General features: G+C 71.8%; 12 protein-coding genes. 8 read left to right on the plus strand and 4 right to left on the minus strand.

Going from position 1 to position 14,521, the window contains the following annotated elements; all coding sequences use genetic code 11:
* On the minus strand, positions 1-1,605 hold a 1,605-nt coding region (locus CCS38_RS14490; RefSeq protein ID WP_223733669.1), incomplete at its 3' end, for a sugar ABC transporter ATP-binding protein.
* A gap of 258 nt (positions 1,606-1,863) precedes the next feature.
* A complete protein-coding gene (locus CCS38_RS14495; RefSeq protein ID WP_223733670.1) occupies positions 1,864-3,045 on the minus strand; it encodes an ROK family transcriptional regulator in 1,182 nt (393 codons plus the stop codon).
* Between the two features lie 269 nt (positions 3,046-3,314).
* Here CCS38_RS14495 and CCS38_RS14500 point away from each other — a divergent pair, with 269 nt between their 5' ends.
* The gene (locus CCS38_RS14500) at positions 3,315-4,103 is read left to right on the plus strand and encodes a class I SAM-dependent methyltransferase (protein ID WP_223733671.1); all 789 of its coding nucleotides are present in this window, start codon (positions 3,315-3,317) and stop codon (positions 4,101-4,103) included.
* A 56-nt stretch (positions 4,104-4,159) separates the two neighbouring features.
* Here CCS38_RS14500 and CCS38_RS14505 read toward each other — a convergent pair whose 3' ends face one another.
* On the minus strand, positions 4,160-4,849 hold the full coding sequence (locus CCS38_RS14505) for a GntR family transcriptional regulator (protein WP_223733672.1): 690 nt from the start codon (positions 4,847-4,849) through the stop codon (positions 4,160-4,162).
* 243 nt (positions 4,850-5,092) lie between these two features.
* On the opposite strand from CCS38_RS14505, the gene CCS38_RS14510 reads away from it, so the two are divergent.
* The 6 genes from CCS38_RS14510 (at position 5,093) to fdhD (ending at position 12,413) form a co-directional block, all read left to right on the plus strand.
* Entirely contained in the window at positions 5,093-5,542 is a 450-nt protein-coding gene (locus CCS38_RS14510) for an SRPBCC family protein (protein ID WP_223733673.1), read from the plus strand.
* Positions 5,543-5,802: 260 nt separating this feature from the next.
* Positions 5,803-6,819 carry a 2-dehydropantoate 2-reductase gene (locus CCS38_RS14515; protein WP_223733674.1) on the plus strand — a complete coding sequence of 339 codons (1,017 nt, stop codon included), beginning with the start codon at positions 5,803-5,805 and terminating at the stop codon, positions 6,817-6,819.
* Complete coding sequence (locus CCS38_RS14520; protein ID WP_223733675.1) at positions 6,816-8,861, plus strand: molybdopterin oxidoreductase family protein; 2,046 nt, start codon at positions 6,816-6,818, stop codon at positions 8,859-8,861. The genes CCS38_RS14515 and CCS38_RS14520 overlap by 4 nt, the downstream gene beginning before the upstream one ends.
* Before the next feature lie 2 nt (positions 8,862-8,863).
* A complete protein-coding gene (locus CCS38_RS14525; RefSeq protein ID WP_223733676.1) occupies positions 8,864-10,711 on the plus strand; it encodes an NAD(P)H-dependent oxidoreductase subunit E in 1,848 nt (615 codons plus the stop codon).
* Entirely contained in the window at positions 10,708-11,568 is an 861-nt protein-coding gene (locus CCS38_RS14530; protein WP_223733677.1) for a 2Fe-2S iron-sulfur cluster-binding protein, read from the plus strand. Before CCS38_RS14525 ends, CCS38_RS14530 begins: the two co-directional genes overlap by 4 nt.
* A 5-nt stretch (positions 11,569-11,573) precedes the next feature.
* Complete coding sequence (gene fdhD / locus CCS38_RS14535; RefSeq protein ID WP_223733678.1) at positions 11,574-12,413, plus strand: formate dehydrogenase accessory sulfurtransferase FdhD; 840 nt, start codon at positions 11,574-11,576, stop codon at positions 12,411-12,413.
* Between the two features lie 163 nt (positions 12,414-12,576).
* Here the strand turns inward: fdhD and CCS38_RS14540 are convergent, their stop codons facing one another.
* The gene (locus tag CCS38_RS14540) at positions 12,577-13,035 is read right to left on the minus strand and encodes a MarR family winged helix-turn-helix transcriptional regulator (RefSeq protein WP_223733679.1); all 459 of its coding nucleotides are present in this window, start codon (positions 13,033-13,035) and stop codon (positions 12,577-12,579) included.
* A gap of 112 nt (positions 13,036-13,147) precedes the next feature.
* Between CCS38_RS14540 and CCS38_RS14545 the strand changes: the two genes are divergently transcribed.
* Positions 13,148-14,098 carry a quinone oxidoreductase family protein gene (locus CCS38_RS14545; protein ID WP_223733680.1) on the plus strand — a complete coding sequence of 317 codons (951 nt, stop codon included), beginning with the start codon at positions 13,148-13,150 and terminating at the stop codon, positions 14,096-14,098.
* The last annotated feature ends 423 nt before the right edge of the window (positions 14,099-14,521 follow it).

Below are 14,521 nucleotides of genomic sequence, written 5' to 3' on the forward strand. Positions count from 1 at the left end.
GCCTGCGGGGGCCGTGACGGGCCCGGGGCCGTCGCTCATCACCAGGTCCAGCACCCGGTGCTCATCCAGCGCCGCCGCCTCGCCCTCGTGCACGACCCGGCCCTCGCGCAGGACGAGCACCCGGTCGGCGAGCCCGAGCACCTCGGGCACCTCGCTGGAGACCAGCAGCACGGCGACGCCGTCGTCCGCGAGCCGCCTGATCAGCGCGTACAGCTCGGCGCGCGCGCCGACGTCCACGCCGCGGGTCGGCTCGTCCAGCAGCAGTACGCGGCAGCCGCGGAGCAGCCAGCGGGCCAGTACGGCCTTCTGCTGGTTGCCGCCGGAGAGGGTGCGGACCGGGCGGTCGGGGTCGTCGGGGCGCAGCGAGAGGCCGCGGGTGGCGGCCAGGGTGCCGGCCCGTTCGGCGGGCCGGTTCAGCCAGCCGGCCCGCGCGAAGTGCGGCAGCGAGGAGAGGGAAACGTTGCGGCTGACGGATTCCAGGAGCAGCAGCGCCTGGGACTTGCGCTCTTCGGGGGCGAGGCCGAGTCCGGCGCGTACGGCGGCGGTGACACTGCCGGGCCGCAACGGTCGACCGTCGACCAGTACACGTCCGGCGGTGGGCCGCCGTGCACCGTATACGGTCTCCAGTATCTCCGAGCGGCCGGACCCGACGAGTCCGGCGAGCCCGAGGATCTCGCCGGGATACAGTCGGAAGTCGACCGGCCCGAACTCTCCCTCGCGCGCGAGCCCTTCGACGCTGAGGACGGGGGCCGGGCGGTCCGGTGCCGCGCGTGCCGGGTCCGGGTCGCCGGTGGCCGCGCGCCGTTCGGGGAAGACGTACTCGACGTCGCGGCCGGTCATCAGGGCAACGATGTCGCGGGTGGGAGTGGCGTGCGCGTCCAGCCCGCGAGCGGCCGTCCGCCCGTCCTTCAGTACCGTCACACGGTCGCCGATCCGCCGGATCTCCTCCAGCCGGTGCGAGATGTAGACGACGGCGACGCCGGAGGCGGTGAGCGCGGCGACGATGCGAAAGAGGTTGTCGACCTCGTCGGGGTCGAGTGCGGCGGACGGCTCGTCCATGACGATCAGCCGTACGTCGTGCGAGAGGGCGCGGGCCATGGACGCGATCTGCTGTCCGGCGGCGGAGAGCCGGCCCACGAGCGTGCCGGGGTCGATTTCGGGGTGACCGAGGCGGGCGAGCAGTTCGGCGGTCCGCTCGCGGGCCTCCCCGGTACGGATGAAGCCGCCGGTGGCGCGCTCGTGCCCGAGAAAGACGTTCTCCGCGACGGACATGTGCTCCACCAGGTCCAGCTCCTGGTAGATGGTGGCGATGCCCAGCCGCATGGCGGCGATCGGGGACTTGAGCGAGACGGTCTCCCCGCGCCAGCGGATGGTGCCGCCGTCGGGCTGGTGGGCGCCGGCCAGCACCTTGATCAGGGTGGACTTGCCGGCACCGTTCTGGCCGAGCAGGCAGTGCACCTCGCCCGCGACGACGTCCAGGTCGACGCCGTCCAGCGCGCGGACGCCGGGGAAGGACTTGGTGATGCCGGCCATGGTGAGCAGCGGTCCGGCGGATTCATGCGCCGCGGGCGGCGGTGGTGGTGCGGGGCGGTGCGCTGGTGCCATGGCGGGCCTCCTCGGCGGTACGCCGGTGAGCGGGCAGGGCGGAGCAGGGCAGGCTGAACAGGGCAGGGCGGATCACGGTGGGGCGCGTGCGGGCATGCGGCATCGCAAGCTGACGATGCATCACTCACAAGTGGTGCACTGGCGGTGCAGCGGTGGTACGGAGGTGGCACAGAGGTGGTACGGCAGTGCTTCAGCGGTGCTGTGGCGCGCGGTTCCTCAGCCCCCGGCCATGCGGCCTCGGGGACGTGACGGCATGACTCAGGCAGGCGAGAACAGGTGGTCGCTGATCAGCCGGGCCGCGCCGGTCACCCCGGCCAGCGGCCCCAACTCACCGAGAACGATGGGGAGGTTGCCGGTCGCCAGCGGCAGCGACTGGTGGTAGACCTGCGTACGGATCGCGGCCAGCAGCGTGTGGCCGAGGCCGGTCACACCGCCGCCGATCACCACCAGGCCCGGGTTGAAGAAGCTGACGAGGCCGGCGATGACCTGCCCGGTGCGGGTGCCACCGTCCTTGATCAGTTCCAGTGCGGCGGCGTCACCGGCCGAGGCGGCCACGGACACGTCCGACGCGGCGAGCGCGCCCGCCGCCTCAAGACGTTCCGCGAGCGTGATCGAGCGGCCGTCGCGCGCCGCGTCCTCCGCGTCGCGGGCGAGCGCGGCGCCGCCGAAGTACGCCTCCAGGCAGCCGGCGTTGCCGCAGGCGCAGCGGCGGCCGTTGGGCTCGACCTGGATGTGGCCGATGTCGCCGGCGCTGCCGGTCGTACCGCGGTAGACCTCGCCACCGACGACGATGCCGCAGCCGATGCCCGTACCGATCTTGACGCAGAGGAAGTCCTGCGAGGTGCGGGCCACGCCCGCGTGCTGCTCCCCCAGCGCCATGAGGTTCACGTCGTTGTCGACCATGACCGGGCAGCCCAGCTCCTGGCTGAGCGCTTCCCGTACGGGGAAGCCGTCCCAGCCGGGCATGATCGGCGGCGCGACGGGCACGCCCTCGGGGAAGCGGACGGGGCCCGGCACGCCGATGCCCGCCCCGTCGAACCCCTCGGCGAGTCCGCTGTCCTTCAACTTCGCCGCCAGCGCGAGTACTTGCTCGAACACGGCAACCGGTCCGGCCCGTACGTCCATCGGCTGGGTCAGATGGCCGAGCACCTCCAGCTCGGCGTTGGTGACCGCCACGTCGACCGAGGTCGCGCCGATGTCGACGCCGAGGAAGCGGAGCGAGGGTGCGAGCCGGATGTTGTGGGAGCGGCGGCCGCCACGGGAGGCGGCCAGCCCGTCGGCGACGACGAGGCCGGTATCCAGTAGACGGTCGACCTCCACCGCGAGCTTGGAGCGTGACAGGTCGACCTGGTCGCCGAGCTGTGCGCGGGAGTTGGGCCCCTGGTCGCGCAGCAGGCGCAGAAGCCGCGCCTGGTGCGCGTTCGCGGGCCTCGCTGTCATGCGCCTCACGCCGCCCTCCAGCCGTCCTCGGCACCGTCGAGTCTGGTCGCGCCCGGCGTGTGCGGACGGGCCGTTTTCGGCCGTCCCACCGAGCTTTCGAGGGGAACGTAGCAGCGCTTGTCCGAACGAGGAAGTACTACGGACAGAATCCGTACCGACTTTCTCCTGACTCGGGACAAAGTCCTGCGCGCATGTACGCCGGGGCTGCGATGTCCACGATCATCGGCAAGGGATGCCTCTACGATCACCGGCGAGGGAAGGGGGACCGGATGGACCGGCACATACGTACTGTCGACGATGTACTGAGGCTCCTGGACGGCCTGTTCGCGCCGGAGGCGGACCGCTGGACGGCCGGCGGGGCCACATGGTGGGACGACTTCTACGCGGACCGCACCCGGCAGGTGCCGTTCTTCGTGGCCAAGCCGGACGAGAGCCTGGTGTCGTACCTCGAACGCGGGCTGATCACGCCGGGGCGCGCGCTGGACCTGGGGTGCGGGCCGGGCCGCAACGCCCTCCACCTCGCCTCACTGGGCTTCGAAGTGGACGCCGTCGACCTCTCCCCCGCTGCCATCGCCTGGGCGGAGGACCGCGCCCGCGAGGCAGGGGCCGGCGCCGGGGCCGAGGCCGGGGTGAGGGCCGGAGCAAAGGTCACCTTCCACTGCGGTGACGCCTTCGCCCTCGCCGACGGCGCGCTCTCCGGTCCGTACGACCTGATCTACGACTCCGGCTGCTTCCACCACCTGCCGCCGCACCGCCGCATCAGCTACCTCGCACTCCTCGACCGGGCGCTCGCCCCCGGCGGCCACTACGCGTTGACCTGCTTCGCGGCCGGCGGGATGGGCTCCGAGGCGCCCGACGAGGACTTCTACCGCCAGTCCGCATCCGGCCTGCACGGTGGCATCGCCTACACCGCGGAGTCGCTGCGCTGGATCTTCTCCGATCTCGCGGAGGTGGAGCTGCGTCGTATGCACGACGAGCCGCCGGAGTCCCCCCACTTCGGTGAACCGTTCCTCTGGACGGCACTGTTCCGGAGCACCGGGACCGACGCCCGGCCGTAACGGTCCGCGGCACATGAACTGCCGCGCCCGGTACGGCCCTTCAGGACGACCGCGTTTCACGCATTCTTGGCGCGCGCCCGCTCGCGGTACGTGCGGCGGGTGTGCTCGGTGTGGGCGCGCATCATCTCCGCGGCGCGGGGCCCGTCACCCTCGGCGATCACATCGATCAGCTCGCGGTGCTCTATCCACGACTGCTTGCCGCGCTGCCGGGCGACCGGGGTGTAGTACCAGCGCACCCGTCGGCCGACCTGCTCGGCCAGCTCGGCGAGCACGGCGTTGCCGGCCAGCTCCATGATCTTGGCGTGGAACTCCGCGTTCGCGGCGACGGCCAGGTCCACGGCATCGTCGCGCACCGCCTGCTCACCCCGGTCGCACAGCTCCAGCAGCTCCTCGATGCCGCCCCCGGGGGCATCCGAGTAGGCGGCGAGCCTGGCCGCCTCCGCCTCCAGCAGGGTCCGCACGCTCAGCAGCTGGTCGGCCTCCGCCTCGGTCGGCTCGTGCACGAACGCGCCCTGGGCCGGGCGCAGATCGACCCAGCCGTCGGTGTTCAGCCGCTGCAGCGCTTCGCGCACCGGCTGCCGGGAGACGCCGAGATGACCGGCGAGCTCGCTCTCGACCAGATGCTGGCCGGGCTGCAGGGCGCGGGTGGTGATGAGTTCGAGCAGTGCTTCGTAGACACGCTCGCGCAACGGGCCGGGGCGTTCGAGCTTCGGCACGGCCCCCTGCGGCAGCCCAGTGGACAGCATCGCGTCCCCCTCTACGACTCGGACGCCGGCACTCCGTGACTCCGCGGGACTCCGCGACTCGGAGACACCGGACGGCAATTGGTTATCGTCTACAGTCTACCGAGCGCAACCTACCGCACACGGCACGCACCGGTGATCTGTATCACCTCAACGAGCGGACCGGGCCTCGGTTTCCCTGCGTCGAACCGGACTTCGCGGGTACGCGGGGAGCCCTGCACGTTCACGAGAGGAGGAGCTCGGACCATGTCGAAGATCGAGGAATCGGTCGAGGTGGCCGTCCCGGTATCGGTGGCCTACAACCAGTGGACCCAGTTCGAGGAGTTCCCCCGGTTCATGGACGGGGTCGAGCGCATCGAGCAGCGCACGTCCACACTGACCCACTGGGTCACCAAGATCGGAGGGGTGACCCGCGAGTTCGACGCGGAGATCACCGAGCAGATTCCCGACGAGCGGGTCGCGTGGACCACCGTGGCGGGTGAGGCGCGCCAGGCCGGCGTGGTGACCTTCCACCGTCTCGACGACCAGCACACCAAGGTGATGCTCCAGCTGGAGCACGACCCGGAGGGCATCGCCGACACGGTCGGCGACAAGCTCGGCTTCGTCCGCCGTCAGGCCACCGGCGACCTGGAACGCTTCAAGAAGTTCATCGAGTCGCGCGGTACGGAGACCGGCGCCTGGCGCGGCCAGGTCTGACCCGGAGTGCGACGCACTCACTGAGCCCGGAGGCGGCGGCCCGGCCGGAGAGCACTTCTCCGACCGGGCCGCCGCCGCGTTCCGGCGCACACGGACCGCAGACGGCAGACGGCAGACGGCAGACGGCAGACGGCAGACGGCAGACGGCAGACGGCAGACCGTGGACCGTGGACCACATACACCGCACACCTCTTGACCCTCTCTCAGCGAATACTGTAGACAATATTCTGTCGACTCCGCTGACTGAACGGAGCTCTCCGGTGAAAGTGGCAGTTGTCGGCGCCGGAGCGATCGGTGCCTATGTCGGGGCCGCGCTGCACCGCGGCGGTGCCGATGTTCATCTCCTCGCCCGGGGACCGCACTTGGCGGCCATGCGGCGGGATGGCGTACGCGTACTGAGCCCGCGCGGAGATTTCACGGCCCGGGTGCCGGCCACCGACGACCCCGCAGAGATCGGCCCGGTGGATTATGTCTTTCTCGGGCTGAAAGCCAACTCCTATGCGGACTGCGGTCCGTTGGTCCATCCGCTGCTGCACGAGCGGACCGCCGTGATCGCCGCGCAGAACGGCATCCCGTGGTGGTACTTCCACCGGCTGCCCGGCCCGTACACCGGCCGCCGCATCGAGAGCGTCGACCCCCGCGGCGCGGTCAGCGCCGTACTGCCGCCCGAGCGTGCCATCGGGTGCGTCGTCTACGCGGCGACCGAGATCCAGGAGCCGGGCATCGTGCGGCACTTGGAGGGCACGCGGTTCTCCGTCGGGGAGCCCGACGGCAGCATGTCCACGCGCTGTACGGACTTCGGCGCGGCCATGCGGGCCGGCGGGCTGAAGTGTCCCGTGGAGCCGGACCTGCGCGAGGACATCTGGATCAAGCTGCTCGGCAACATCTCGTTCAACCCGATCAGCGCGCTGGCCCGGGCCACCATGGCCGAGATCTGCCGGCACGCCGACACCCGCGAACTGGTCGTCGCGATGATGCACGAGGCACTGGACGTCGCGGCGGCCGTCGGCTGCCGGCCCGCGATCTCCGTCGAGCGGCGGCTCGCGGGCGCCGAGCGGGTCGGGGACCACAAGACGTCCACTCTCCAGGACCTGGAGCGCGGCCGGCCGCTCGAACTGGACGTCCTGCTGGCAGCCGTTGTCGAGCTGGCCGATCTCACCAAGACGGACGTGCCCACGCTGCGCGCCGTGCATGCCCTCGCCGACCTCCTGGCCCGCACCTCGGCCCGTAGCTCTGCCCGTACCCCCGCCCGTACTTCCGCAGGGAGCGCACCGTGAAGAAGAAGGACCGGCGGCCGGGGGCGTACCCCCGGCTCACTCACCCCCTCGTACGGGACGCCCACGGCTCGCTCGTGCGGGCGAGCTGGGACGAGGCGCTGGACCGCGCGGCGGAGGGGTTCGCGCGGACGCGTGCGGAGCACGGCCCGGACGCCTTCGGGATGTTCTCGTGCTCCCGCGCGACCAATGAAATGAACTACGTGGCCCAGAAGTTCACGCGTGTGGTGATGGGCACCAACAATGTGGACTCCTGCAATCGCACGTGTCACGCGCCGAGCGTCGCCGGGCTCTCCGCCGCCTTCGGGTCGGGCGGTGGCACTTCCTCGTACGAAGAGGTGGAGCACACCGATCTGATCGTGATGTGGGGCTCCAACGCCCGCTTCGCGCATCCGATCTTCTTCCAGCACGTGCTGAAAGGCATACACAACGGCGCCAGACTGTATGCGGTCGACCCGCGCCGTACCTCCACCGCCGAGTGGGCGGAGCACTGGCTCGGCCTCGACGTCGGCACCGACATCCCGCTCGCGCATGCCATCGGCCGCGAGATCATCCACGCCGGGCTCGCCAACAAGCCCTTCATCGACCGAGCCACCAGTGGTTTCGAGGCGTACGCCGAAGAGGTCGAGCCGTGGACGCTCAGCGCCGCCGAGCAGGTGACGGGCGTGCCGGCCGCCGCCATCCGCGGCCTCGCGCACGCCTACGCCACCGCCGAACGCGCCCAGTTGTGCTGGACACTGGGCATCACCGAGCACCACAACGGCACCGACAACGTCCGCGCGCTGATCAATCTGGCGCTGCTGACCGGGCACGTCGGACGGTACGGCGCCGGGCTGCAGCCGCTGCGCGGCCAGAACAACGTGCAGGGCGGCGGCGACATGGGCGCCATCCCCAACCGGCTGCCCGGCTTCCAGGACCTCCTCGATCCCGGTATCCGCGAGAAGTTCGAGTCGGCGTGGTCGACGGCGATCCGGCCGCGGTACGGCCGGAACCTCACCGAGATGTTCGAGGCGATGGAGAGCCGCGAGCTGCGCGCCGTGTACTGCATCGGCGAGAACCCCGCTCAGTCGGAGGCGGACAGCGGCCAGGCGATCCGCCGCCTGAGCGCCCTGGACCACCTCGTCGTGCAGGACATCTTCCTCACGAAGACCGCCGAGCTGGCCGATGTCGTGCTGCCCGCGACCGCGGCGTGGTGCGAGACGGACGGTACGACGACCAACAGCGAGCGGCGGGTGCAGCGGGTGCGCAAGGCCGTCGAGCCGCCGGGCGAGGCGCGCGAGGACATCGACATCATCTGTGCGGTGGCGGCCCGGCTCGGCCACGACTGGACGTTCGCGGACGCCGAGCAGGTCTGGGACGAGCTGCGGTCGGTGTCGCCCGCGCACTACGGCATGACGTACGACCGGCTCGCCGAGCACCAGGGCATCCAGTGGCCGTGCCCTTCCCTGGACCGCATCGAGCCGTCCTACCTGCACGGCAGGCTGTGGGAGGCGGACCCGGAACGGCGCGGCCCGCGCGCGCCCTTCGGGATCGTCCGGCACGACCCGCCGGTGGATCTGACGGACGAGGAGTACCCGATCCGGCTGACGACGGGGCGGCGGCTGGACGCGTACAACACCGGTGTACAGAGCGGGAGTCTGGCGTCGCCGTTGCGGCGGGGCGAGATGGTGGAGCTGTGTCCGGAGGACGCGGACCGGCTGGGTGTGGTGACCGGCGAGGAGGTACGGATCGCGTCGCGGCGCGGGGCCGTCGTGGCACCCGTGTGGATCGACCCGGGGCTGCGGCCGGGGCTGGCCTTCATGACGATGCACTTCCCCGACGAGGTGGACACCAACTCGCTGACGATCGAGGCGAACTGCCCGATCGCGGGGACGGCGGAGTTCAAGGCGTCCGCGATACGCGTGGAGAAGCTGACGGGCGAGACGGCCGCCGGTCGACAGTCGACCGGCGACAAGCTGACCGGCGAGCAGTCGACCGGCCACCGCATACAGTCCGCGACCGCCACGAGCGCACAGTCCACGACAACCGCCGGGCGAGGTGAGTGACCATGGACCTGAAGTACTCCCCCACCGCCCGCCCCACGGACGAGGAACGCGCCGCCGTGGACGATCTGTTGGGGCCGCCCGAGAGCGGCTGGGACGGCGGGGACGCACGCGACGGCGACACGCTGCGCTGGGCGCGCGGCGGCCGGGCCGCGCGCGATCGCCGCGACCTGCTCCTCCCCGGCCTGCACGCGCTCAACGACCGCGTCGGCTGGCTGAGTCCGGGCGCGCTGGACTACCTGTGCCGTCGGCTGACCGTGCCGCCGGCGGAGGCGTACGGCGTGGCCACCTTCTACTCGCTCTTCTCGGTCACCCCGCGCCCGGCCACCGTGCTGCACGTCTGCACGGACCTGGCGTGCGCGGCGAAGGGGTCGGCCGAGGTGTGCGCGGGGCTGGAACGGGAGCTGGGGCCGGCCGGTACGCCTGCGGACGGGGCGGTCTGGCAGCCGAGCCCGTGCCTGGGGCTGTGCGAACGCGCGCCCGCCGCGCTGGCCGTACGGGCGGGCACGCCAACACCGACGACTGCGGTGGTCGCACCGGCCACGCCCGGCACCGCGGCAGCGGCGGCGCGCGCACCCCAGTACGCCGCGCCGGAGCCGTACGCCGCGGAGGCCGTCCCGCAGGCCGGCTCCCCCGGTCTCGTCCTGCTGCGCCGGATCGGCACCGTCGACCCGGCCTCTCTGGACGACTACCGGGCGCACGGCGGGTACGCCGCGCTGCGGAGGGCGTTCGCGCTCGGCCCGGCCGGAGTGATCCGCGAGGTGACCGAGGCGGGCCTGGTCGGCCGGGGTGGTGCTGCCTTCCCGACCGGCCGCAAGTGGGACGCCACCGCCCGGCAGCCCGACCACCCGCACTACCTGATCTGCAACGCCGACGAGAGCGAGCCGGGGACCTTCAAGGATCGGGTGCTGATAGAGGGCGACCCGTACGCACTGGTCGAGGCGATGACGATCGCCGGGTACGCGACCGGGGCGCACCACGGTTACCTGTACCTGCGCGGCGAGTACCCGCGTGCAATGGCCCGCATCCAGTATGCGATCGACCAGGCACGCGCCAGAGGGCTGCTCGGCGACGACGTACTGGGGCAGGGATACGCCTTCGACATCGAGATCCGGCGGGGCGCGGGCGCGTACATCTGCGGCGAGGAAACCGCGATCTTCAACTCGATCGAGGGGCAGCGCGGGGAGCCGCGCAGCAAGCCGCCGTTCCCGGTGGAGAAGGGCCTGTTCGGCAAGCCGACGGCGGTCAACAACGTCGAGACGCTGGTGAACGTGGTGCCGATCCTGGAGCGGGGCGCGGCGGCGTACGCGGCGACCGGTACGGAGGGCTCGACCGGCACCAAGCTGTTCTGCGTCTCGGGCGCGGTGGCCCGGCCGGGGATCTACGAGCTGCCGTTCGGGGTGACGCTGGGCGGGCTGCTGGAGGCGGCGGGCGGCTGTACGGGGACGCCGCGCGCGGTGCTGCTCGGCGGCGCGGCCGGCGGTTTCGTACGCCCCGACGAGCTGGACATCCCGCTGACCTTCGAGGGGACGCGGGCTGCCGGGACGACGCTCGGCTCGGGTGTCGTCATGGTCCTGGACGAGTCCGTCGACCTGCCGCGGATCCTCCTCCGTATCGCGGAGTTCTTCCGGGACGAGTCGTGCGGACAGTGCGTGCCGTGCCGGGTGGGGACCGTGCGCCAGGAGGAGGCGCTGCTCCGGATCAGGGACCGTACGGGGGCCGCGGCCGCCGACGACATCGCGCTGCTGCGGGAGGTCGGCCGGGCCATGCGGGACGCCTCGATCTGCGGCCTGGGCCAGACCGCGTGGAACGCCGTGGAATCCGCCATCGACCGTCTGGGGGTCTACCAGTGACCGCTGTCCCGCTGCAGCCGCCGCGCCGGCTGATCGAGTTCACCCTCGACGGCGAGGCCGTCCGCGTGCCCGAGGGCGCCACGATCCTGGACGCCTGCCGGGCCGCCGGCAAGGACGTGCCGACGCTCTGCCAGGGCGACACGCTCACCCCGAAGAACGCCTGCCGGGTGTGCGTGGTGGAAGTCGAGGGCGCACGGACGCTCGCCCCGGCGTGCTCCCGGCGCGCGGAGCCGGGCATGGCCGTCCGTACGGACACCGAGCGGGCCCGGCACAGCCGCAAGGTGGTACTGGAGCTGCTGGCCTCCTCGGTTGATATGTCGACAACGCCGCGCGCGGAGGAGTGGATCAAGGAGTACGAGGCGAAGCCGGAGCGCTTCGGCCCGGACGCCGCGCGCATGAACGAGGAGCCCAAGGTCGACAACGACCTCTACGTCCGCGACTACGACAAGTGCATCCTCTGCTACAAGTGCGTGGACGCATGCGGCGAGCAGTGGCAGAACACCTTCGCCATCGCTGTCGCCGGGCGCGGCTTCGACGCCCGGATCGCGGCCGAGCAGGACGCGGCGCTGCCGGATTCGGCGTGCGTGTACTGCGGCAACTGCATCGAGGTGTGCCCGACGGGCGCGCTCAGCTTCAAGTCGGAGTTCGACCTGCGGGCGGCGGGCGAGTGGGACGAGGGGCGGCAGACGGAGACGACGACGGTGTGCGCGTACTGCGGGGTGGGCTGCAATCTCACCCTCCATGTGCAGGACAATGAGATCGTCAAGGTCACCTCGCCGCACGACAACCCGGTGACCCATGGCAACCTCTGCATCAAGGGCCGCTTCGGCTATCAACACGTACAGAACCGGGACTGATCAGTATGGGCAGGGTCACCGAGCGACGGCGCGTCATCCGGGTCCGCGACGGAGCCGTGAGCACCCGCCCGGACACCCTGGTCGCCGAGGAGCCGCTGGAGATCCGGCTCGGCGGGAAGCCGCTCGCCATCACGATGCGCACACCCGGCGACGACTTCGCGCTCGCGGCCGGCTTCCTGGTCAGCGAGGGCGTGCTCGGCAGCGCCGCGGAACTGGCGAATATTGTCTACTGTGCGGGGGCGACAGACGACGGCAGCAATACGTACAACGTCGTCGATGTGCAGCTCGCGCCCGGTGTCGCCGTCCCGGACATCACTCTGGAGCGCAACGTCTACACGACGTCCTCGTGCGGGCTGTGCGGCAAGGCCAGCCTGGACGCGGTGCGGACCACGGCGCGCTTCGCGCTCAAGGACGACGACGCGATGACCGTCGAGCCGGCCACGCTCTCCGTACTCCCCGACCGGCTGCGCGCCGCCCAGCGGGTGTTCGACCGTACCGGCGGGCTGCACGCGGCAGGACTGTTCACGGTCGACGGTGAACTGCTGGATCTGCGGGAGGACGTCGGTCGACACAATGCGGTCGACAAAATCATCGGGCGGGCGCTGCAGCAGGACCGGCTGCCGCTGTCCGACACCGTTCTGATGGTCTCCGGGCGCGCCTCCTTCGAACTCGCCCAGAAGGCCGTGATGGCGGGCATTCCCATGCTGGCGGCGGTCTCCGCGCCGTCCTCGCTCGCCGTCGACCTGGCCGCCGAGACCGGCCTCACGCTGGTCGGCTTCCTGCGCGGCAGCTCGATGAACGTGTACGCGGGCGAGCACCGCATCGCCCTCGACTCGCTGGGCTGACGGCCTTCAGGAGTTGACAGAGCAGACGGGCTGACGGCCTATCAGGGGGTAGACGGGCCCGGTCGGCGGGGTGCGCCCCCTGCGCCGGCCGGGCCTCCCGGCCGTTCCCGGCCCGCGCGTCCTGGCCGCTGATCCGGGCTCCCGGCCCCCGGCTCCGGCCCCTTCAGGAGCAGCGGTCGTCCAGTCCCGGTACGGCGATCCGGGTGAGCAGGTCGATGAGTTGGTCACGCTCCGCGGGGCTGAGGGCTGCGGTCAGCTCCGCGTTGGCCGCGTCGCCGAGCTTCTGCGTACGGCGCAGTGTGCGGGTGCCGGCCGGCGAGATGGTGACGGCGTTCTTGCGGCGGTCGCGTGGGTCGGGCGCGCGGGTGACCAGTTCCTCGGCCACCAGATCGTTGACGATCATGACCATGTCCTTGGGGTCGATGCTCAGGCTGCGGCCCAGATCCGCCTGGGAGACCGGGCCCAGTTCGGCCACGGCCGACAGCACGGCGTGGTGCATCATCCGCATGCCCTCACGGGCCAGCGCGTCGGCGACGAGCCGGTGGCCGCGTGCCGCGGCACGGCCGAGGAGCCAGCTGGGGAGGGCCCGGATGCGCGTGGGTACATAGGGGGTTTCGGCCATGCCCTCAGCCTATCGAGCGAACGCAAAAAACATTGGGGAAGCCAATGAATACCGCGGTACCGTAAACATCCGTTGGGGCTCCCAACGTTTTCGGTGGCTTCTGGAGGTACGCATGCGGCGCATCCGGTTCTACGAGTACGGCGGCCCCGAGGTACTGCGCTGGGAGGAGGCCGAGGCGCCCGTGCCCGGCCCCGGTGAGCTGCTGGTGCGTACGGAGGCGATCGGGGTGACGCTGCCGTCCGTGCGCGCGGTGCGCGGCGACGGCAACGGCGGCGGCCCGCCGCTGCCCGGCGTGCTCGGCGGCGAGGTCGCCGGGGAGGTCGTCGGCACCGGCCCGGATGTCACGGCGTATACGGTCGGCAATCGGGTCACCGGGTTGCCGTTCACCGGTTCGTACGCCGAACTGGTCACCGTGCCGGTCGCGCTGGCGAGCCGGATACCGGACCGGGCGAGCGCGGTGGACGCGGTGGCGCTGGTGCGCGGCGGCCATGTGGCGCTCGCCGCACTGCACACCGCGCAGCCCGTGGCGGGCGCCGACGTCCTGGTCACGGGCGCGGCGAGCGCGACCGGGCACCTCGCGGTGCAGCTCGCGAAGATCCGGGGCGCGCGGCGGGTGGTCGCTGCCGTGAGCGGCGCCGCGGGCCCGGCCAAGGCGGAGTTCCTGCGCGGGCTGGGCGCCGACGAGGTCGTGACGTACGAGGACGAGTCGTGGGGCGAGCCGGCCGGGATCGTTCTGGACGGGGTCGGCGGCGAGCTGCTGCCGAGGGCCCTCGCGGCGTGCGCGCCCGGCGGGCGGCTGATCTTCTTCAACTCCGGCGGCGGCACGGTACCGGCGTACGAGCTGCTGGCCGGCGCCAAGACGATCACCGGCATGACGATGCGTCACTTCGCCGCCCGGAATCCGGAGCTGTACGCGCGGCACGGTGCGGAGCTGTGGGCGCTGGCGCGGAACGGGCGGCTGCGCCCGGCGGTGCACGCGGAGATCCCGCTCGCGGAGGCGGCCCGCGCGCACGCGCTCATCGAGGCACGCACCAACCTCGGCAAGGTCGTCCTGGTCCCCTGAGAGCCTGTGCGCGAGCCCCGGTCGGGCGAAGCGGGACCCGACCGGCCGAGCCGAGTGGGCATTCCCCCGAGCCCCGGCCGGGGCCGGAAGGACACCCCCGGCCAATCCGGGTGACGCACGGTCCTTGCCGGGGCGCCTGCGGGACAAGTACCTTCCTCCGCACGAACATGGGACGTGGGATGTCCATACGTGGGATGTCCAGATGATCCGTCCGGCGGATCCCGGGGAAGCTCCCGGGACCCGCCGCGCGGCCGACGCCGATGCCTCGCCGATGCCTCGAAGGGCAGGTCGGACCATGACGTCAGATCCGAGCGAACACCGCAGTCCCGGCCCGAGACTCGGGCGACGCCGCTGGTGGGCCACGCTGGCCACGGCGACGCTCGCCTTCCTCCCCCCGGCTCCCGCACACGCCCAACCCCCCAC

The sequence above is a fragment of the Streptomyces purpurogeneiscleroticus genome, from assembly GCF_020024005.1.
In the GTDB taxonomy this organism is placed as follows: Bacteria; Actinomycetota; Actinomycetes; order Streptomycetales; family Streptomycetaceae; genus Streptomyces; species Streptomyces purpurogeneiscleroticus.

What these genes read in the sequence shown, in the direction of transcription:
- CCS38_RS14495 (WP_223733670.1), bottom strand. Translation starts at nt 3,045, where the DNA reads ATGACAGCGAGGCCCGCGAACGCGCACCAGGCGCGGCTTCTGCGCCTG.
- CCS38_RS14500 (WP_223733671.1), top strand. Translation starts at nt 3,315, where the DNA reads ATGGACCGGCACATACGTACTGTCGACGATGTACTGAGGCTCCTGGAC.
- CCS38_RS14505 (WP_223733672.1), bottom strand. Translation starts at nt 4,849, where the DNA reads ATGCTGTCCACTGGGCTGCCGCAGGGGGCCGTGCCGAAGCTCGAACGC.
- CCS38_RS14510 (WP_223733673.1), top strand. Translation starts at nt 5,093, where the DNA reads ATGTCGAAGATCGAGGAATCGGTCGAGGTGGCCGTCCCGGTATCGGTG.
- CCS38_RS14525 (WP_223733676.1), top strand. Translation starts at nt 8,864, where the DNA reads ATGGACCTGAAGTACTCCCCCACCGCCCGCCCCACGGACGAGGAACGC.
- fdhD (WP_223733678.1), top strand. Translation starts at nt 11,574, where the DNA reads ATGGGCAGGGTCACCGAGCGACGGCGCGTCATCCGGGTCCGCGACGGA.
- CCS38_RS14540 (WP_223733679.1), bottom strand. Translation starts at nt 13,035, where the DNA reads ATGGCCGAAACCCCCTATGTACCCACGCGCATCCGGGCCCTCCCCAGC.
- CCS38_RS14545 (WP_223733680.1), top strand. Translation starts at nt 13,148, where the DNA reads ATGCGGCGCATCCGGTTCTACGAGTACGGCGGCCCCGAGGTACTGCGC.